At 48.6% G+C, this 19380-nt stretch carries 20 protein-coding genes; 1 reads left to right on the top strand and 19 read right to left on the bottom strand.

All coding sequences use genetic code 11. From position 1 onward, the window contains the following. Positions 1 to 20 precede the first annotated feature (20 nt). The 8 genes from AC1VYS_RS22845 to modA all read right to left on the bottom strand — a co-directional run bounded on the left by AC1VYS_RS22845 (position 21) and on the right by modA (position 5355). The gene (locus tag AC1VYS_RS22845; protein ID WP_482911599.1) at positions 21 to 1115 is read right to left on the bottom strand and encodes a CgeB family protein; all 1095 of its coding nucleotides are present in this window, start codon (positions 1113 to 1115) and stop codon (positions 21 to 23) included. A 313-nt stretch (positions 1116 to 1428) separates the two neighbouring features. Further along, positions 1429 to 1767 (bottom strand): hypothetical protein, encoded by a 339-nt coding sequence (locus AC1VYS_RS22850; RefSeq protein WP_482911600.1) that lies wholly within the window; start codon positions 1765 to 1767, stop codon positions 1429 to 1431. 1 nt (position 1768) lies between these two features. Next, positions 1769 to 2068, bottom strand: coding sequence for a hypothetical protein (locus tag AC1VYS_RS22855; protein ID WP_482911601.1), 300 nt, complete (start codon positions 2066 to 2068; stop codon positions 1769 to 1771). Continuing rightward, a complete protein-coding gene (locus AC1VYS_RS22860) occupies positions 2065 to 2406 on the bottom strand; it encodes an alpha-helical endospore appendage domain-containing protein (RefSeq protein ID WP_482911602.1) in 342 nt (113 codons plus the stop codon). The genes AC1VYS_RS22855 and AC1VYS_RS22860 overlap by 4 nt, the downstream gene beginning before the upstream one ends. A 23-nt stretch (positions 2407 to 2429) precedes the next feature. Then, positions 2430 to 2717, bottom strand: a complete 288-nt coding sequence (locus tag AC1VYS_RS22865) for a nucleoside-diphosphate sugar epimerase (RefSeq protein ID WP_111269428.1) — start codon at positions 2715 to 2717, stop codon at positions 2430 to 2432. A gap of 370 nt (positions 2718 to 3087) precedes the next feature. Continuing rightward, complete coding sequence (locus AC1VYS_RS22870) at positions 3088 to 3420, bottom strand: hypothetical protein (protein WP_434749617.1); 333 nt, start codon at positions 3418 to 3420, stop codon at positions 3088 to 3090. 367 nt (positions 3421 to 3787) lie between these two features. Then, positions 3788 to 4477 (bottom strand): molybdate ABC transporter permease subunit, encoded by a 690-nt coding sequence (gene modB / locus AC1VYS_RS22875; protein ID WP_482911603.1) that lies wholly within the window; start codon positions 4475 to 4477, stop codon positions 3788 to 3790. Beyond that, positions 4474 to 5355, bottom strand: coding sequence for a molybdate ABC transporter substrate-binding protein (gene modA, locus AC1VYS_RS22880; protein ID WP_482911604.1), 882 nt, complete (start codon positions 5353 to 5355; stop codon positions 4474 to 4476). Before modA ends, modB begins: the two co-directional genes overlap by 4 nt. A 268-nt stretch (positions 5356 to 5623) precedes the next feature. On the opposite strand from modA, the gene AC1VYS_RS22885 reads away from it, so the two are divergent. Continuing rightward, positions 5624 to 6724, top strand: coding sequence for a substrate-binding domain-containing protein (locus AC1VYS_RS22885; protein ID WP_482911605.1), 1101 nt, complete (start codon positions 5624 to 5626; stop codon positions 6722 to 6724). Between the two features lie 857 nt (positions 6725 to 7581). Here the strand turns inward: AC1VYS_RS22885 and AC1VYS_RS22890 are convergent. The 11 genes from AC1VYS_RS22890 to AC1VYS_RS22940 form a co-directional block, all read right to left on the bottom strand. Further along, complete coding sequence (locus AC1VYS_RS22890) at positions 7582 to 7923, bottom strand: DUF3024 domain-containing protein (protein WP_482911606.1); 342 nt, start codon at positions 7921 to 7923, stop codon at positions 7582 to 7584. A gap of 295 nt (positions 7924 to 8218) precedes the next feature. Continuing rightward, positions 8219 to 8488 (bottom strand): 30S ribosomal protein S14, encoded by a 270-nt coding sequence (gene rpsN / locus AC1VYS_RS22895; RefSeq protein ID WP_482911607.1) that lies wholly within the window; start codon positions 8486 to 8488, stop codon positions 8219 to 8221. Between the two features lie 152 nt (positions 8489 to 8640). Beyond that, on the bottom strand, positions 8641 to 9837 hold the full coding sequence (locus AC1VYS_RS22900) for a GTP-binding protein (protein ID WP_482911608.1): 1197 nt from the start codon (positions 9835 to 9837) through the stop codon (positions 8641 to 8643). A 381-nt stretch (positions 9838 to 10218) separates the two neighbouring features. Continuing rightward, positions 10219 to 11451 (bottom strand): staphylopine family metallophore export MFS transporter CntE, encoded by a 1233-nt coding sequence (cntE, locus tag AC1VYS_RS22905; RefSeq protein ID WP_482911609.1) that lies wholly within the window; start codon positions 11449 to 11451, stop codon positions 10219 to 10221. Between the two features lie 51 nt (positions 11452 to 11502). Continuing rightward, positions 11503 to 12696 carry a staphylopine family metallophore export MFS transporter CntE gene (gene cntE / locus AC1VYS_RS22910; protein ID WP_482911610.1) on the bottom strand — a complete coding sequence of 398 codons (1194 nt, stop codon included), beginning with the start codon at positions 12694 to 12696 and terminating at the stop codon, positions 11503 to 11505. A 142-nt stretch (positions 12697 to 12838) separates the two neighbouring features. Continuing rightward, positions 12839 to 13591 carry an ABC transporter ATP-binding protein gene (locus AC1VYS_RS22915; RefSeq protein ID WP_482911611.1) on the bottom strand — a complete coding sequence of 251 codons (753 nt, stop codon included), beginning with the start codon at positions 13589 to 13591 and terminating at the stop codon, positions 12839 to 12841. Next, positions 13592 to 14401, bottom strand: a complete 810-nt coding sequence (gene cntD, locus AC1VYS_RS22920; protein ID WP_482911612.1) for a staphylopine uptake ABC transporter ATP-binding protein CntD — start codon at positions 14399 to 14401, stop codon at positions 13592 to 13594. Continuing rightward, entirely contained in the window at positions 14382 to 15278 is an 897-nt protein-coding gene (cntC, locus tag AC1VYS_RS22925) for a staphylopine uptake ABC transporter permease subunit CntC (RefSeq protein ID WP_482911613.1), read from the bottom strand. Before cntC ends, cntD begins: the two co-directional genes overlap by 20 nt. After that, the gene (gene opp1B / locus AC1VYS_RS22930) at positions 15278 to 16210 is read right to left on the bottom strand and encodes a nickel/cobalt ABC transporter permease (protein ID WP_482911614.1); all 933 of its coding nucleotides are present in this window, start codon (positions 16208 to 16210) and stop codon (positions 15278 to 15280) included. The genes cntC and opp1B overlap by 1 nt, the downstream gene beginning before the upstream one ends. A gap of 13 nt (positions 16211 to 16223) precedes the next feature. Beyond that, positions 16224 to 17876 carry a staphylopine-dependent metal ABC transporter substrate-binding lipoprotein gene (gene cntA / locus AC1VYS_RS22935; RefSeq protein WP_482911615.1) on the bottom strand — a complete coding sequence of 551 codons (1653 nt, stop codon included), beginning with the start codon at positions 17874 to 17876 and terminating at the stop codon, positions 16224 to 16226. Positions 17877 to 18009: 133 nt separating this feature from the next. Continuing rightward, a complete protein-coding gene (locus AC1VYS_RS22940; RefSeq protein WP_482911616.1) occupies positions 18010 to 19311 on the bottom strand; it encodes an opine metallophore biosynthesis dehydrogenase in 1302 nt (433 codons plus the stop codon). Positions 19312 to 19380: the final 69 nt, after the last annotated feature.

Raw genomic sequence — 19380 nt, forward strand, 5'->3', positions numbered from 1 at the left:
GCCCTTTCACAGAAGGGAAACTACAGATGTCCTAACAACTCGGTAATGCGGCGGTTAAACGTATGGCGATTCATGGTGGTGAGCAGACCTCGCCAAGCGATATTCTGGCGTTCTTCTTCATGATGCAGATAATAGTGGATCTTGCGCTGCAGTTCTGCCGCTGTGCTAAATGTCTCGATGTCATATCCGGGCTGATAATAACGGGGCAAATCTCCACGAGTATCGGTAATCTGCATCGTGCCACAGGCACCGATCTCATAGGTGCGCGGATTAATCGATCTCCCCTGGAGCTGATGGGTGTTTCGATTATCCTCACCATTCTCACAGGTTCGGTGTACGTTAATTACAATTTTGGCGCCATTGTAATAATCAACCGTTGCCTCGGGGTCAATCCATCCTTCGTGAATAAACTGCCCCAGTACATCTAGCCTTGCAAGCCGATTCCACTGACTTCCGGCAATGAACACCTTTTTATCCGCAAGGTAAGGCGCAAGCTGATTAAACAGATCAATCCGGTTCCAAAACCCAGTGCCAATAAAGCAGATATCATACTGGTATTGCGGCTCAGTGCGGCGCGGATGATACATGCCTGGATTTACTGCCAGTGGCATGTAAATGACCCGCCTTGCTCCCTGGTTTGTGTAGAAGGGCACGGCAGCCTCTTCATGAGTAAACACGATGTCGTAATGCTGACAGATCGTCGCGGTATCCTCCGTGAAATAGGGATCATCGACAAACCATACTGCAGTCCGAATCCCCAGTTCACGTATTCCCTTCACCTGCTCCAGATGATTCTCGGGAAATACGTGCAGGCCGTTCATCACAAGAACAACATCTGGTTGGTGCTGACTGGCTTCTTGCAACATCGTTGCTGGCGATCCAACAACGCATTCTCGGACCGACTGTTGCAGTGCCAGAATGACACCCTGATCAATGGCATCGAATCCCTGCGGGATATACAGTACCTTCATGTCCCGCAAGGTCGGTTCAAACGGCTGCATCCGCTCCATGATGGCCTGACAGCCGCCAAACCTGCGGCCTTCTGCATATCCGCCGCGGTAGGCCGCCTCCGCTTCAGTCAGCGGGCGGTTTCTTCGTTTTGCCACATTATTCACCCTGTCTTCCTTCAAGGAGATCTCATTTCCTGACTCTCCACGAGATTGGTCTTCCCTCTAAAGGATATGCCTCGGGGTCAGATGCATCATGGACGGGTGTCCTGCAAGGCTCAAAATTGGCGTCTGCCCTCCATATTCGCCTGCACGGGCATGTCCGCTACTGCGGTCATGCAAAGAGCCCGGAGGGATCTGTCCCTCCGGGCTGTAACCTTGATCTGTATGTTAATCATAGGTATAACTTATACGTCGTCGCGCTTTGCTGTTTCTTCGACAACCGTTTCATTCATGGCTGTTTCTTGATCGGCTGTATTTATTACTGTGCTTTGTATGCCAATTGGTGTCCGTCCTCGAATCCCTTGGCGAAACCCGCGTTGAATCCCTCGTTGTACGCCTCGTTGTACCCCTGACTGTACGCGCTGTCCGGGTTTGGATCGGTAGGGGTAACCGGGGCGACAGGTCGCACGAGTTTCTTGTTCCGGTGCCTCTGCACCGTACGTTTCTTTTTTTTCAGCCACGCACTGCGTCCTTTACCTATACGTTTGTGAACAACACGCTTGGATTTCAGCGCACGCAGCTTGCGAATTTTGCGCAAACGGGCACCGCGGGCTACTAAAGCCCGTTTGGCTTTCAGCCTAGATTTCTTTTTTAACATATCAGCATTCCTCCTGTAGGTCCCCGGCAGTACGTACGACACATCCGGGATCTTTGAGCCAAGGCAGACCTGGTTCCCCATGACGAATTCGGGTCAGCCTGATCCCCGTGACCATGCGAGACATCTCTTCCTGGTAACGACTAAGCAGACGTATGTTCTCCGCGAGACTGCGGGCGGATACTTCCGAATGAGAAGATACACTGGCTACACTGTCCAGAATGCGGGCGAGCGCCTGCTGGCTGTGTGCGATGGATTCGATCAGCGCCAGTTTGACCTCCTGCTCACGCTGCAACAGACTCATTTTCCCATATCCCCGAGATCCATGCCGCCAAACATGCCCCCGTCCATTCCGCTGCCATCTTCGCCGTCATTCTGGACCATCACCGCTTTAAGGTTATTGCATAGTCCCGTTTCCATACGAGTTAGTCCTTCCAGCAGCTCCACCAGTTGTTCATGCATTTTAAGTGGTTCTCCCACCTGGTCACCATGGGTTAAAAAGCTATCCCCATTCAGATGATTCAGTGTCCAGTTCCGTACTTTCTCGGCCTCAATGGCTTTGGCCTCTAGAATCAGCGCGATATTCCACTGCATCTTGGCCGCTGCATCCAGCATCAGAATAAGGCTTTGTTCTCTGCTCATGTTTCATCACCCGCCTTCCGGGCTTATTCTTCTTCTTGTACCGCGATCTCCCGCATAACCTGGGTCAGTGTTTCGGCCACAGCTTCTTCCAGGTCAGCAAGCCCGCCCAGGTAGGAGATAATGCTTTTGTTAATCTGTCCCGAGCTGTCCAGCAAACCTTCCACTCCATCCAGTTCCGGCTCGTTATCCGGCAGATGGTGGATGATCTCCGACATGCGTACAGCCACCTGACGTTTGGCATCCAATACCCTTGCAATCTGCTGGTGGGAATGTGCAATATGGGTAATAATTTCATCGATTTTGCTCTGCATGGTGCTCCTCCTTTCGGTTAAGGCCTGCTTCACCCATAGAAAAACCCGGCCTATCAGCATTTGCCTGCTACAGCATATGCCGGGCCGGGAGCGTCAGTTCCTCCAGCTTGCGCCTATATCGTTGAAATCACATCATTCCTGTATACCTTTAAATTACTTAGCTCCAATTCGAAAAGCAACGGCACCGTGTTACCAGAGGGAAGCAGCTTTAGCTTTTAAAAAGCAAAAAAGCCACTCCCCGTTTAGCACTGGAGAATAGCTTTGTTCTTCAATGTGTAACTTCAATGTGAGCACACGATCTGGGCAAGCGAAGAGGATCATGAATTTTACGCAAGTCTGAACTATGATCCGTGCTGTTTCATGACCACTTCTATCTGCGACTCGCCCACTTGATTTTCCGGGCTACTTCCACCCGCTGTAATTGCAACACACCAACACGTTCTTCGAACTTTTTACGTTCATCCAGAGAGTGAGCGGCATGAATCTGATGACATAGACCTGTCAATTTACTGTTGATATAATCAAATCTCATCCATAATTCTTCTTCAGGAGTATGTTGCTGCTCCGTTGCCGTTTGAAATATTTTGAGTTGCTGGATAAGGGACTGGCGCCATTCCTGATCTTGAATTTGGATGGCAAAATGCAAAAGATCCAGATAATCATCGATTTGCAACGTTATGTCGCAATCAAGTTTAGTCTTCATCGTCGTCTCTCCTTATTTCAATGCTTGGCTGGAATCAGTTACCTCCTATTTTACAGGAACAAGCCCCCGGAAAGCGAGTACTGAATGGTACATTTTTGGAAAAAAATTTGTTTTTTTTCGCCGAAAAGGGCTTTACTTTTCCATTATGATCATTTTCATTCCTCCTGAGGACATATGTCAGCTGATTCATAATAAAAACCCGCTATGCGAGAATAAATTCTCCAAGCGGGTTTTACATGATTTTGCCGAATTTTCGTTCCAAGCAAGGAAGTTTCCCGCAGGCGTGCCGGGGCACGTCAAGGGGAAGTGACGTAGCAGGGGGCGAAAAGGGGGAAAAGATGCACTTCAGTAGGTTTCAAGACACGCCCTAAAAGGATGCTTTACTATCTCGCTGCTGTCTCGTCATAAGTAACATGACGAAAGAGATAATAATGATCGATATCGTCCAGGCCCAGGCCATCGTCTGATTTCCTGAATCCACAGCGACATAAATGGCCGTTGGCACCGTCTGTGTTTTGCCTGGAATGTTGCCTGCGATCATGAGTGTTGCGCCAAATTCTCCCAGCGCACGGGCAAAGCCCAAAATAAAAGCAGTCATCAACGCTCTACCTGCCATTGGCAACGTAATGTAACGGAACACCTGCCATTCATTTGCTCCAATAGACCGTCCTGCATCCTCCAGGTCTCGATCCACTCCGTTAAAACCGGATTTCATCGTCTGATATACCAGCGGGAAAGCCACAACGACAGAAGCAATGACCGCAGCCCACCACGAAAAAATGACAGGTGCCGAAAAGATCGCCTCGATCCAGCGTCCGAGCAAGCTCCTGCGTCCCAAAATAACCAGTAGCAGGAATCCAACCACCGTTGGAGGCAGAACGAGCGGAAGCATAAGGACGGTTTCCAGAAAAACTTTACCGCGAAATGAAGTACGTGACATTTTCCAGGCAACCGCTACACCAACTACGACCGCTACAATACTGGATAACAGCGCCACCTGAAGGGATAAACGCACTGGAGGCCAGAATGCAGACCAGTCGATCATCGTCATGTTCATTTCGGAATCGAGAATCCGTATTTCGCAAAGATATCCAGCACTTCAGGTGTTTGCAGATAAGCATAGAATTGTTCAGCCTCTGAGCGATGTTTCGTACCTTCAATAATACCTAGCGGATAATTGGCTGGTTTGTAGCTGTTCTTATCTACTTCAAACGCAATTTTCACTTGGCTGGAGGTGAGCGCATCTGTTTTATATACAAATCCGGCATCCGCGTTACCTGTTTCTACATATTGAAGAACTTGCCTTACATCTTTACCTTGAACAAACTTTTTCTCAAGCTGATCCCAAAGTTTCGCATTAGTCAAAGCCTCTTTCGCATAAGTACCTGCAGGTACACTCTCGGGAATGCCAATGGCTACCGTTTTGATGGCGTCACTTGTCAGATCTTTCTCACTGGTTACTGTACTTGTCCCATCTGCGGGTACAATAGCTACCAGTGAATTTTGCAGTAAGTTCTTCTGGTCACTTGATGCGATTAGATTCTCATCCACTAATGCCTTCATATTTTTGACGGAGGCGGATACAAATAGATCTGCGGGTGCTCCCTGCTCAATCTGCTGCTGTAATGCACCCGACGCCCCGAAGTTAAAGCTCAGGTTGATATTGGGATTGGCTTGTTCAAAATTCGTCTGAATCTCCTTCATTGCATCGGTCAGACTTGCTGCAGCGGAAACGATCAGCTCGACTTTTTCCTGTGGCTCTGTCGTTGCTGGCGTTGTATTCTCCCCGGATGCTACTGGTGTAGAGGCTGTTGGTTGATTTGCAGAAGATGCCGCATCTTGCTTATTCGTATCTGCGTTTGCACCACAGCCAGCCAGTACAAGCGCCAGTCCCAGTGACATCGTTCCAAGCACATATCCGATTCTTTTATTCATTTGTTCTCCCCCAAATTTCATGATTGACGTTATGTTTAGTTATAAATAGATATAATTGACTATAACTAATTATACACAGAACAAATAAAATAGGAAGGTCATATTGATCACATTCAAGGTTCAACACAGCATTAGGGCTTTTTAATTGTGTGTTCCCAAGTTTATGCCTATCTTCAAATAATGGTATAGTACAAGAAACACCTTTTTATATGAGATTAGAAGTTTAGGGTTTTACGGCCTTTATATTATAGAGGGAGGTTCTTCATCAATGACGGAGGAGCAATCCTACACAACCGAAGAAATTGCCAAGCTACTTAAAATATCCAAACTGACCGTCTATGACCTGATCAAAAAGGGAGACCTGGTCGCCTATCGTGTGGGCAAACAGATGCGCATTGACGCTACCGATCTGGAAGCCTACAAACGCCGTTCCAAACAGCTCCAGTCACCAGTACAGGCGCAGCCAAATGCAGTGCCTGGATTGACAACCGAGCAACTATCAACCGAGGCTAGCCCGGTTGCTGGCTCATCCACAGTGATGGGTCAAGGAGATCCGCAGCATGCGATGACATCTCATAATAGGATCACATCCGCTTCTCAAACGGCTTCACCTGCATTCGCAAGTTCTCTGGCTGGCTACGGTCAAAACATCCCGGGTGCGGCTCGCCATCTGGTTATTACGGGACAAGATGTCAGTCTGGATATTCTGATGCGTCATATCGAGAAGCAATCCCGAGACATTCGTCCGCTACGCTCTTTTATGGGTAGTCTGGATGGGCTGATCTCGATGTATCGGGGAGAGTCCGATCTGGTTAGCACCCATCTGCTGGACGGGGACACCGGAGAGTATAATCTACCGTATATTCGCAAAATTTTAACAGGCTGGTCCTATATTGTAGTCAATCTATTGTCCCGCCCTGCGGGCTTGTATGTTCCACGCGGTAACCCCCGTCAGTTAAACAACTGGACAGACCTAAACCAACCAGACCTGCGTCTAGCCAATCGGGAAAAAGGTTCTGGCGCCAGGGTGCTGCTGGACGAGCAGTTGCGACTGCACGGGATATCCACTGCTGGACTACTCGGATATGATACGGAAGAAACAAGTCATATGGGTGTGGCAGCGAAAGTCAGTTCCGGAGAAGCCGATGTAGGTGTAGGCATTGAGAAGGCCGCTCGCCTTGTCGGACAAGTTGATTTCATTCCGCTCGTGCAGGAGCGCTACGACTTGGTCATGCTGCGAAAGCAAGGGAATGAAGCCTGGATTGAATCGGTTTTGCACATCCTCCGGTCTTCGGAGTTCAGGCAAGAGCTGAGAGCGTTCGAAGGCTATGATGTATCACGCACGGGTGAGGTTTTATTCGAGGCTTAGCCGTAGTAGAGTTGAGTAGCTTGGAGTGTGTACGAGATGATAGAGAGAAGGACGATGTGAACGGAGGGAAAGGGTTAGGAGCGTCAGTGAGGATGGCAGCAGGGTAACAGGTTTCACGGTGTATGGGCTGTTTGGTTTGGTCCAGAGCTGCACGGTTGAACGGTCTACGGGGGCAGGGAGCCAGTATACTCCACTCCATCCAATTTTGCTCTTCAGCAGTTTGTTTGCTCTTCAACAAATGAGCGCTTCTCCACCTGCACTCCTCACGCTAACGATCACCAGCGAGCCTATTTAGCCACATATCGCGGTTTGAAAAATCTAACGATCACCAGAGAGCTTATTCGGCCGAAAATCACCGATTTCCCTGTCAAAAACGCTATTTTCAGCAAAATAACGCTTCTACGGATCGTTAGAATTTCAAATCCGCTTTTTTGGGGTGAATAGCGTTCCTGGAGATCGTTAGAATTTGTACTAGAGATTTTTAGGGGCACGAGCCGAGCCTACTGCAGTAGTTTCTTTCACCTTCACCACATTTCTCTCCAGCCAAGTTACTCTACCCTCTCGCACCACTTCTCTCCCACTACCAAGCTAATCCAGCCACTCGCAAACTATAGTGCACCATCAGGTTACTTCACTTACTCGACCATTCCACTCCCGCTTCCTCTTACCATGCGCACCACTTTACTCTCACCACCAAGTTACTCCACTTATTCGCGCCACCCAATTAAACCTTTCACGACAAAACAAAAAGAGGACCCTAATCGTTGTTCACGATTCCGATCCTCATATAGTCAACGCGCGCTTCTCCAGTTATTTTAGTTATTTCAGTTCTATCACCAGACGCACCTTTATTATATTCAATCACGTTCACGCCAAAACACTCCAGAGTCATCTCGTTCCACTTGCTCCAATACATCCTCAAAATCGGAACATGGCACAACCATATCCGCCGGACTCCAGTTGTGCTGCTCATCGCTAGCGTATACTTTCCATTGGTCATCTTGCCAGTAAAAACGGGCGATCGGCATCTGCTCCCACTGATATCGGTGTCCAGCAGGGCGTTCTTCGCTCAGAATCAACTCATTACCCTTCATCTCGTAGGTTAACTTCACCATCGTCCGTAACTCTGCTGGTACTTTCTCATGAATATAACCGTTCATCAAGGATACAATTCGGCGCTGCGTAAACACATCCACCATGAAAGCGGCCTCCCTTATCGAAAAATAACACTTATCATCAAGCTGGAGCCAGCAAAAGTGTTACAGTCAACAAACCCACCATGCCTTAACTCTGCACACCTTTTCAATTTCTTGGACGGATGCACGTGCTACTTTGTGTTAACCGCTCCCAGGAGCATGAGAGCCTGTACGTTTGTCAAGAATTTCGCTCGAAATGCCTACCCGTTCTAAAAACATATTCTTGCAAAGAATCACATTATTCCGTCTTGCTTGTAATCACATATTTGTCTTGCTGTAAACATATTATCCCTTAGGTTTACCAGCTAGATTTGGTCACTCCTGGAATCTGACCTTGATGAGCCAGTTCACGGAATTTGATCCGGGATACTTTGAATTTGCGCAGATATCCACGCGGACGGCCAGTAACCTCGCAACGATTTTTCAATCTGGTTGGTGACGCATTACGGGGCAGCTTTTGCAGCGCCTCATAATCCCCTTTTTGCTTCAGTTCGCGGCGCAGTTCCGCATACTTCGCTACGACCGCTTGCCGTTGTTTCTCACGCACAACCTTTGACTTTTTAGCCATCTTCTACAGCTCCTTTGTTAGGTTTAAATATTTTTTGATGATGTATGAAATGTTTATCGATCCACGAACTCCATAAGGTTGTCCCGCTGTAACGCCTAGATCACCTATAGCCCCTATCTCCAGCCTATCTTCTCTTACACCTCAAATCTCTCTTACATAACCTCGACAGGCCACGGTAACGGATTTTCAAAATGCCCCCAATCTGCCAGCATCTCTTCATCGCTGAGCAGACATTGATCCAGTTCATCCTCAATGATGGAACGCTCCATATCCATGCCGATCATGACCAGTTCCGTTTGGCGATCGCCCCACTCGGCATCCCATTTTGCAAGCACATCCGGTTCGGTCCGCAAGATCTCTTCCTTGTCCGCTTCCGGCAACGCGGCAACCCAGTGTCCGGCAGGCCCAAACTGAATGGATGGCCCTGCCTGACTCAGACTGGCAGCCACATCTCCTTCAGCGGCAAGCCATACCAGCCCTTTGGCACGTACAACTTCTTCCGGCCAATAGCTCATGAATTCAGCCAGACGGGAAGGATGGAACGGCTTCCTGCGGCGGTACACAAATGATCCGATACCGTATTCTTCGGTCTCTGGCGTGTGGGACTCTTTTTCCAACTCCTGTATCCAGCCAGCCGACATGCTCACTTTCTCAAAATCAAACCGTCCCGTATTCAAAATTTCCACGGGGTTCACCTTTCCGTTCACCGTACGAATGATTTTGGCACTCGGTTGCAACTTCCGGATAATACCCTCCAGTTTGTGAAGCTCTGCTTCTTCTACAAGATCACACTTGTTCAGCAGCAACACATCACAGGTTTCGATCTGATCGATGAGCAGATCCACTACATCACGGGTATCGTCTTCCCCGGTCGCCTGATTCCGATCCAGCAAGCTTTGTCCGGAAGCATAGTCATGCCAGAAACGGTTAGCGTCAACGACAGTGACCAGACAATCCAACTTCGCCAGTCGTGTCAGATCGATGCCTGTCTCTTCATCGGCATATGTAAATGTCTGTGCCACCGGAACAGGTTCGCTGATGCCTGTCGACTCAATCAGGATGTAGTCATACTTGCCTTCGTTCACCAGCTTTTCGATCTCCTGCATCAGATCATCACGGAGAGTGCAGCATATACAGCCGTTAGACATTTCCACCAGTTTCTCTTCGGTACGTGAGAGTGTTGCCTCCCCTTTCACCATAGCCGCATCAATATTGACCTCACTCATGTCGTTCACGATCACAGCAACTTTCAGCCCTTGCCGATTGTGTAGCACATGATTCAGAACCGTTGTTTTACCTGATCCAAGGTAACCGCTAAGAACGGTCACCGGTATTTGCTTTTGTGTCATATGATCTACTCCTTATAGGTACAGTTCACCTTGATCGATGGTTTTTCGGTTTAATAGTAATTATTACGATTAACAACAATGACTATAATCCTGCTTAGCGCCGTTGTCAAATCTTTTTTCGTATTTCATGCAAAAAATAATAAAAAAGCTTATCAATCCCCTGCACATTCGCATTCGTGATGCGCTTCGCAGAACAACCATAAGCTTTACCTGTAACTCTTTATTCGTAACTATTCATCTGTAACTCTTGAGCTGTTCCTCTTCATCTCTAGCTCCTTTTGTATAACCCTATTGCTTGCGACCTGTACCGCTTCCTTTACCTTCTCCAGTACCTTTATCTAAATCTACGCCGTTCCCTTGTCTTTCCTTCTGTCTTCCAACTCAATTTACTGGCGCAGTAATAGACTTATTCCCGGCTTCCATCCGCTGTCTGAAAAACACCACAACAATCAATGCGGCAACAGAGAGCAATGTACAAACGGTAAACATCACGGAATAAGAGCTGATCTGTAACACAACGCCCATCGCCAGCCCGCCCAGTGAAAAACCGAGATCATACGAGGACATAAATATGCCCATAAGCACATACCTCGAATCCGCAGGCAATACAAAGGACAAATACGTGGTCAGCGTTGGATACAATAAAGCTAGGGCAAAACCGCTAAACACCGCAGAGATATACACAAATGGCCCCAGCATATCCATCAGGCTAAGCAGCTGTGTCCCCAGTGCCGCAGATAACATCAGACCTGCCATAAGCCACGTATTCCAGCTGCCGTCTGACGGTATTTTTTTGCGCAAAATGAATCGGCACAGGATCACCACGAGACCCTGAATCGTCAAAAAGATACCCGCGCTCGCCATACCAGTCGATACCATATATAGCGGAAGAAAGGTCGCTGTCGCACCAAATACACAGGATGCAAACAGCATCACCACACTGCTGACGAGCAGGGGTGTACTGCGCCAGATGCCACTGAACGAGCGAAGCATATCCCCCAGCGTATACGTTTTGTTCTGCACCGTACTCTGTGGTAAATCCACCTTGTATCCGAGTAACAAGGGGAGTGCCGCCAGTCCAATCATCAACAGCGTGAACGCCAGCTCACTGGCGTTTTGCCAGATTTGCACGGCCAGAATCGGGATGACTAGCGAAGGCACCATCGTAAACAAGGTGTACATCGCCAGCCCTTGCGCACGATCCTTATCTTCCAGCCTTTCCACAATACCCGCCTGCATCGTCATCGAGAAAAATGCCGTTGCTACACCTTGAAGTGCTCGCAGCCACAGATACGTGTCCACCCCGGACACGATAAACAGTAGCAACGTCGCCGCATGTAACATCAACAGCCATCGCATGACCCGTAGTGGTCCATATTTGCCCAGCATCTGTGCAGCAAATGGTCGGAGCAGCATACAGGTGAACATGTAACTGCCCATCATCAGACCAATTTCAGCCTGATTTAACCCGGCCGCTTCACTGCGCAAAGGTAAAATAATCGTCAACGCCGCATTCGCCGCAAAAAACAAAAAAGCCAGTATGTAAAACCCGATAAAGGAAAACGATACCGGGTTTAATTTTCCACTGGATGTTGTCGTTATAGAATCTTTCAATCGTTCATACCTGCTTTCTCTAACACGTACCCACGTTCTCTGGCCGTCAGCTCATGAGGTTCCGGTAGTCGCTTTACGCCGTTCATAGGCAAAAACGATCATTACCGCTCCTAGAATAGCACAGATCGTATACATAAATGAATAGGACGACAGATCAGCAATCGGTCCCATGATCACACCTCCGAGCGAAATGCCCAAATCAGCCGTCGCAATAAACAAACCCATGAGTACATTGCGGTTCAGCTGAGGCAAAACAAAGGACAGATAGGTCGTGAGTGTTGGATACAAAATCGCTTGAGCAATCCCCATCAGAACTGCACCCAAATAAAAGAAGACCATGCCTCCCGTAACGGAAAAACTCACACACTGTGCCGCAACTGCCAGCAACAGCATCGTGGTCATGATAAACGGTGAATGCCACTTCCCGTCCGAAGGAATGCGTTTGCGGAGTGCGATTCGCGCCAGCACCACTATACCCGCCTGCAGCATCAAGTATATGCCAGCATTGCCGCTAGGAACCTGACTTGCATACAGCGGAATAAATGTAGTGACCGCGCCAAATACCACCGATGCACTCAGCATCAGCACACTGCAGCGGAACAACAATGGATTTCTCACCAGCTGTCCGAAGGACTCCCACATACTCACGTTCTGCCCGGATGCATCTGCAGCGGACTGCGTCCCCTCCTTATCTTTTTCCATCTTGGCGGTATAGCCGAACACTCCTGTACAGACCGCGATCCCGATCAGCACCACTGTAAAATAATCCATGCCTCCGGTCTGCCAAATGGCTAAAGCCAGCACCGGGCCAACAATGCCCGGAATGTAACTGAACAACGAATAATAGGAAATGCCCTGAGAACGGTCTTTCTCCGGTAGTGCATCAATGATGCCAATCTGTAGCGCCATGGAAAAAAAGGCCGTCGATACCCCTTGCAAAATACGGGCAATCAGATAACCGCCAAGTCCTGTCAACGTGTAAAGAATCAGCGCAAATCCATTGATAATCAGAATGATCCGCAAGATTTTGATCGGCCCGTGCTTTTGAATAATTTTGCCTGCCCACGGTCTGAAAAACATCGTTGTAAACATATACGCACCCATAATCAGCCCGATCGTCGTACTGCTCGCACCGAGGAATGCCCCCTGCAATGGAATAATGACATTCAGAATGGCATTGGCACTGAAGTAGAGCAGCACCAAAATGTACAAACGCAAAAAAGGCCATGACATTGCTCCACTCACAACAACTGTTCCCCCTTACTTATAATGCTCTCCCAACTTACACACGTAGGTGATTCTAACCGTTTCCACTAGGAACACTTCATTGTTCTTTAACTCAAGATCGTTTCATGGGCTACATACGTGGCTCCCCCACTTCTCCACGCTACAATGAAATGAGATGGCTCAACAATTGTTGAGCATAGTCGGACTGCACATGTTTTAACTGATCAACCGAAACCGTTTCTTCAATCTGGCCTTCTCTGAAAAAAACGAACCTGTCGCAGATATAGGCTGCCGCCTGAATGTCGTGCGTAATGAAGACATAACTCATCTTGTATAAGCTCTTCAACGATTTTAGCAATTGCAAAACCTGAAGCTGGACCGACACATCCAGCGAGCTGACCGCTTCGTCTAGTACAAGATACTGCGGCTCTGTCGACACTGCTCTCGCGATGCAGACTCGCTGTGCTTCCCCGCCGGACAGCTCATGTGGATACTTGAGCCGGTACGATGAATCCAGTCCAACTTGGGCAAGCAGTGTATCTACTTTTGCGTTAATCTGCTGTCCTTGTCCTGACTTTTGGAGTGCCTTCATCGGCTCCATAATCGCATCCTGCACGGTAAGAAACGGATTGATGGAGGAGGTATAGTTTTGAAAAACCGCACTGATGCGGCCCATCCGCACGCGCCGATCTTTCACATCTTTTCCCTCCAGCCGGATGGCGCCGCGATCCGGGCTTTCCAGTCCCAGCATCAACCGACCCAGTGTGGATTTGCCGCTGCCGCTTTCGCCAATAATGCCGAGGCATTCACCATGACGGCATTCCAAAGTCACCTTTTTCAACACCTGCTGCCGATGCTTTAAGAATAGGCCGCCTTGGACATATGATTTCTCAACCTGATCTACCGTTAGCATCTATGATCCCTCCTGCATCAATGCTTTGAAATGGTTGCTCAACTCCAGTCGTGTAGATACGAGATAACGGGTATAGGCATGGGTAGGCTCCTGCAAAACAGACTGCATGTTACCCTGTTCCACAACCTTGCCGTCTTTCATAACCATCACATCATCGGCAATCTTCTGTACAACGCCGAGATCATGGGAGATAAAAATCATGGAGCAGCCCATACGTTCACGTAGCTGAATCAGTTGCTCCAGCACTTCGTACTGGGAGATGGTGTCCAGCGCCGTGGTTGGCTCATCCGCAATAATCAGATCCGGTTCGAGCACAAGGGCGAGCGCGATCATCATTCGTTGCAACATGCCGCCAGACAGTTGATGGGGATATTTGTTCAGAATGTCCATCGGATTTCGAAGCATAACACTTTCCATTGCGAGCCGCATTCTCCGCTCCAGCTCCCGGGTATTCCAATGGTAATGCGTCTGCAACGTCTCCCGGATATGTACACCGATCACACAGGAAGGATCAAATGCACTCATGCCCTGCTGCAAAATCATACACAACTGCTTGCCTCTTCGCCGCCGCATCTCCTTTTCGGAGAGCTGATTCAAATCTGTGCCCTGAAATAGCATCTTTCCCGATTGGCGCATATTGGGCTTATTCAGCCGCATCAGCGCCCTGCATGTGACTGATTTGCCGCTGCCGCTCTCCCCGACAATCGCCATGCAACTCCCCTGCCGCACCGAAAATGAACTGTCATGAACAATGGCCTGATCTGTACGCGTATCCCACACTTTCAGATGCTCAACCTCGACTATATTCATAGGCCGCCTTTCTCACCTCTCTTTCACGCGATTTATCCCGCTTGCCAGGAGAGGTCATTAATTTAGGGTCTAACGCCACCTGAAGCGCGTCTGATAAAAAGTTAAAAGCCGATACCACCACAACGATCGCAAGCCCCGGTGCAAGCATCAATTCAGGTCTGGAAAACATGACTTCTCTCGCTTCATTCAGCATCATGCCCCACTCTGCATGGGGTGCCTGAATGCCCAGACCAAGGAAGGATAGCCCCGACACCTGTAGCATCATGGAACACATCGCGCCACTGGAGATGACGGCAATATCGGCAAAGGTTACCGGAATGATGTGACGTGTAATAATAATCCAACTGGGTATACCCGAAGCCTTAGCGAATTTCACATAATCCATGTCTGCGAATTGCATCACAGATGTACGAATGACACGCGCAAACCAGGCCCATTTCATGCAGACAAAGGCGATCAGAATATTTTCCAGTCCCGCCCCCAAAATACCAACCACCGCCAGCGTCATCACGTAACCGGGAAAAGACAGCATAATGTCACAGATTCGCATCAACCACGCATCCACTTTACCTTTGAAATACCCTGCGACAAATCCCGCCGCCGCACCGATCAGTACCGAGAAACCGAGTGCCGCCAGCACCCATAACACACTCGAACGGATACCGTAGATCAATCTGGATAAGACACATCGACCAAGGTGGTCATTGCCTAACAGATAAGGCCAGGAAGGTGAGGCATAGCGTAGCTTCATGTTGACGGCTCCAGGGTCATGAGGGGCAACGAGAGGTGCACAGATCCCCAGAATAAGGGTCACGACAATAACGGCAAGCGAGGCCACGGCGAGTTTGTCACGGCTCAGACTTTTGAATAGTCGCATCAGATTTCCTTTCTTAAACGAGGATTAAGCGCGGCATTGATCATGTCCGAAAGCATATTAAACACCACAAACGTTACCGCCAAAATAAGCACATAGGCCTGAATGATCGGAAAATCCCGGCTCAGAATCGACTTTACACTTAACCGGCCTAGCCCCGGCCACGCAAATACATTCTCAATAACAACGGTGCTGCCCAGTACAATCGGAATCGCCATGCAGAAGATGGACACCGCGACTTGCAAGGAGTTACGCAAAATGTGCAGCATGACCTTTCGCTCGCTAAGGCCGCTCGCGCGCGCATATAACACATAATTCTCATTCATGTTGCTCAGCATCGCACTGCGTACCGTCCGGAAATAAATGCCCGTATAGCTGACCGTGATCACCAGCACAGGCAGAATGTAGCTGCGATAAGAGTCCATGCCGCTGGTCGGCAACAGGTCCAGTTTCACCGAAAAATACCAGATCAGGATGGACGCAAGCCAATACGACGGCATCGCTGTCAGGAAAAAGGAAATGCCTCTGACCGATTGATCCAGCATCTTTCCTTCTTTCAAAGCACATAGTACGCCAAGTAATATGGATAAAAGGATGATAAAGACAGATGATACCAACGTAAGCTTTAACGTATTCAGTAAAGCCGGCCCGATCAAAGACCACACCGATTCACCAGACACGTAAGAATATCCGAAGTCAAACTGTACAACGGCCGCCATCCAGTCCATATAACGAATGAAGAAAGGCTGGTTAAAACCCAGCGCTTCATTCGTTTGAGCGATCAGTTCATCGGTGATCTGCGGCACATCCTGAGCCTGCAGAACAACGACTGCCGGGTCGAGTGGAGAGAGATTAATCAGTAAAAAAGTAATCAATGAAATAACGATCAGCAAAGGGATGGTCAGCAGCAGTCGTTTGGCAATATAACTTCCCATAGCCCTCTCCCCTCTACTCGAATTTCATCTTTTCAAACGGCAATTCATACTGTGTCTGTTTGAAGGTAATGCCTTGCAGACGTTTCGGAGCAACAATGGTGACACGCCCGTTCGTAAGCGGGATGAACACCGCTTCATCATGTACGATGTTTAAAATATCCGCATAAAGTGCTTTTCTCGATTTTCCATGTTGAGATGCGGTTGTTGAGTCATCGTCGGTCGAGCTCATCACCTGATCGATTTTCCGATACAGTTCATCTGCTTCCGCGATACCACTTGTCGTATGTTTGTATGCTGAATCCGACGTAAACGCGGCGATCGTGCTCTGCGGGTCATACGCAAGTCCCCAGGTCTGGTTGAACAACAGATCATATTCCCCGGTCGCTCTTCGGTTCGCAATGGAAGAGGACTCCTCGCCTGTCAGATCAAGCTCCATACCGATCTCTTTCATTGCATACTGGATGAACTCCGCCTGCATTTTCTGTGAGGACGAGTTGCTGTCATAGTAAAGCTTCATCGCTAAGGGTTGGCCGTTCTTTGTACGTACGTTCTTGCCCTCTGCCAAAGTCCAGCCTGCCTGATCCAGCAGACGTTTGGCTGCTTCCGGATCATACGTGCGAACCTTTAGATCGACATTGGCATAGTTCACATTGGATGAAAACAAGGTGTTTGCTACCGTCTGCGTGCCATTAAAAATATCCTTGCTGATCGTCTCCCGATCGATACCGATCCATAACGCTTCCCGCACAGCTTTTTCATGAACCGGGCTGTTCTGCTTGCTGCTATTCGCGACAATCATCGCCGTGTTCATCGCATCACTTCGCACCACCTGATACTCGCCGGATGCAGTGAGCTGATCCATCGCTTCTACATCAATGCTGTCAGCCCCGCGGTCATCCGTGAAGACAAAGTTGATCTCCCCTTTTTGCAGTGCCAAATAGGTTGTTTCTCCAGCGGGGAGCACTTTGGCCGTAATTTTCTGAATGGCAGGTATACCACCCCAGTATTCCGTATTGGCTTCAAAGGTGGCGTTTTCTTCGACCTTGTGCCCCGTCAACTTGTACGGCCCAGTCCCATGGAAACCGTTCACCCCGTCCTTGGTTCCACCCTTTTTGAAATCCTTTGGTGAGATGAAGACATACGGCCTGGTCATGGACAACTCTACCAGCGTCGGATAATAGGCATCGGAAAGATCCAACTCCACGGTGTATTCATCCTTCACTTTGACATCCTTCAGCTTCGTGGAGAGCTTGATCCAGGCATGTTTCTCGGCATTGGCCTGAACCGCTTCGATATTCTGTCTGACCGCTTCGGCGTTAAATGGCTCGCCGTCATGGAACTTCACCCCTTTGCGCAGATGAAAGGTGTACGTTTTGCCATCCTTGGAGATGTCCCATGATTCAGCGAGCAATGGTTTGATTCCCTCAGCCGTGTTCTCGACCAGAGATTCGTACACCATGCCTTGCGCAGGCATCGAGCCTGTGTACAGATGCGGGTTCATATCGTTAATATCTTTCGCGGAAGCATAGATAATTTCATTATTGATCCTACCGACTGATGATGCCGCTTCGGTATTTTCCTTTGTGGCACGCTGAGCACAGCCCGATATCATCGCAATGACAGCAACCAGTGTTATAATGCGTGTAAAAGTACGCCTTTTTCTCACCATAGTTCCCCCTGATAAACAAATAAGATTCAAGCAGATCATTGCTTGTTACTCCATGCCACTTCGATTGCAGTACCATCTCGCAATACGGCTTTCTTTCAGAAAACTTTTAACTCTGCTTCTTCAGATATAACTAGACCTTACCGCCCGTAAGTCCGTTACAGATCATGCGAACATCCTGCCCAAACGACTGGATCACAAACGCGGTCGACAGGCGCTGATCTGGATGTGTACGCGTCACTTCCTGAAGCTTTGCTTCATATGTGGCAATGAAATGATCTATCGTTGGACAGGCGACATTCACATGTCTCGCGATGCCCTGAATCATTTTTATGCGGTAATAGTCTTCCTTGGGCATTCTCGGAACGTCGAGTTCACCCTCGCGGTTTATAAATATTCGGCGGAACGGAACAGCGGAGAAGTCAAAATATGTGCCGGTAGCATCCGGCTCCGAGAACGGATCAATCAATAATGAGGCGTACCGTATGTATAATAAAAACTCCTGATGGATGGCCTCGAATTGATCAAATTGCTCGATATCCTGACGTGATAAACTCTCTAATCGAACCGGATAATTGTCATCCGTCATAAACTGCAGCAGGTTTACGCCCTGAATATGAAGTCTGTCTGTAATCTGCCGGATCTCCTGCCACTGTGACCGCATACTGCGAATGAGCGCGGGTGTAATCGGCCCTTCGGGATAAAGCTTGTAAACATACTTTTGAACCCGTTGCTCACCAAAAATCACTTCTAGCGAAAAATCATTCATAAAAAGCGGTGGATGAACGTACAGCGAAATATTTCTTGTTTCGGCTTCCAGTGGGGAAGACATGACGGCGAGTGAAATATGCAACCACTCGAATAACTCGCTTAATTGCTGTACATAGGTTGAAGAGGGAACCGTGGAGCCGATGTAAACCTTCCTTTTGACTCCCGTGGTGATCACTTCATTAGACGGTTGTTCATGCACCCAGCGGGTATCGCCAAGATAGGTGGAGAAGCTGATGATTTCCGGGGATACATTCCGCTCAAGCAAATACTGGCTCACCAGGAGACTGGAACCGAAGGTTGGGGAAACCAAAATAACGAATTTCAGTTGTTTAACGAATTCATCATTGATTTCTTGGAGTACATCGATATAAGCATCGGTGGTGACTGCCAATATCAACGTATCCCACTCCCCTTCGAGGGTGTTGTATCCTCTAAACACCTGATCCACCTTACAGCTCCCTGCCAAAGGTCGATGCTTCTCATTTTGAATCGTCACCTGAACCTGTTGCTGGCTCTGTTCCAGTGATGCAAAGAACGATGCTGACCGCACCGATTCCCTTCCCGCCATTCCCACGTGACAGCCCAGATGTATTTTCAAGGTTACCGCAAGCTGGACAGATGCCGGGCCAGTGCCGCATAACAGGACTCTTTCAACGCCGCTCATATATACCTCCCTTGTGAACAAATACAAACTTTACGTACATGCACACGAAAAAATTTTATGCGATATCGA

The organism is Paenibacillus sp. G34 (genome assembly GCF_056856875.1).

Bases quoted from the DNA above. Each gene is read 5' to 3' on its own strand.
- modB (WP_482911603.1), bottom strand. From the start codon at position 4,477: ATGAACATGACGATGATCGACTGGTCTGCATTCTGGCCTCCAGTGCGT.
- AC1VYS_RS22915 (WP_482911611.1), bottom strand. From the start codon at position 13,591: ATGCTAACGGTAGATCAGGTTGAGAAATCATATGTCCAAGGCGGCCTA.
- modA (WP_482911604.1), bottom strand. From the start codon at position 5,355: ATGAATAAAAGAATCGGATATGTGCTTGGAACGATGTCACTGGGACTG.
- rpsN (WP_482911607.1), bottom strand. From the start codon at position 8,488: ATGGCTAAAAAGTCAAAGGTTGTGCGTGAGAAACAACGGCAAGCGGTC.
- cntD (WP_482911612.1), bottom strand. From the start codon at position 14,401: ATGAATATAGTCGAGGTTGAGCATCTGAAAGTGTGGGATACGCGTACA.
- AC1VYS_RS22850 (WP_482911600.1), bottom strand. From the start codon at position 1,767: ATGTTAAAAAAGAAATCTAGGCTGAAAGCCAAACGGGCTTTAGTAGCC.
- AC1VYS_RS22860 (WP_482911602.1), bottom strand. From the start codon at position 2,406: ATGAGCAGAGAACAAAGCCTTATTCTGATGCTGGATGCAGCGGCCAAG.
- cntC (WP_482911613.1), bottom strand. From the start codon at position 15,278: ATGCGACTATTCAAAAGTCTGAGCCGTGACAAACTCGCCGTGGCCTCG.
- AC1VYS_RS22865 (WP_111269428.1), bottom strand. From the start codon at position 2,717: ATGCAGAGCAAAATCGATGAAATTATTACCCATATTGCACATTCCCAC.
- AC1VYS_RS22870 (WP_434749617.1), bottom strand. From the start codon at position 3,420: ATGAAGACTAAACTTGATTGCGACATAACGTTGCAAATCGATGATTAT.
- AC1VYS_RS22890 (WP_482911606.1), bottom strand. From the start codon at position 7,923: ATGGTGGATGTGTTTACGCAGCGCCGAATTGTATCCTTGATGAACGGT.
- AC1VYS_RS22940 (WP_482911616.1), bottom strand. From the start codon at position 19,311: ATGAGCGGCGTTGAAAGAGTCCTGTTATGCGGCACTGGCCCGGCATCT.
- opp1B (WP_482911614.1), bottom strand. From the start codon at position 16,210: ATGGGAAGTTATATTGCCAAACGACTGCTGCTGACCATCCCTTTGCTG.
- AC1VYS_RS22885 (WP_482911605.1), top strand. From the start codon at position 5,624: ATGACGGAGGAGCAATCCTACACAACCGAAGAAATTGCCAAGCTACTT.
- AC1VYS_RS22855 (WP_482911601.1), bottom strand. From the start codon at position 2,068: ATGAGTCTGTTGCAGCGTGAGCAGGAGGTCAAACTGGCGCTGATCGAA.
- AC1VYS_RS22900 (WP_482911608.1), bottom strand. From the start codon at position 9,837: ATGACACAAAAGCAAATACCGGTGACCGTTCTTAGCGGTTACCTTGGA.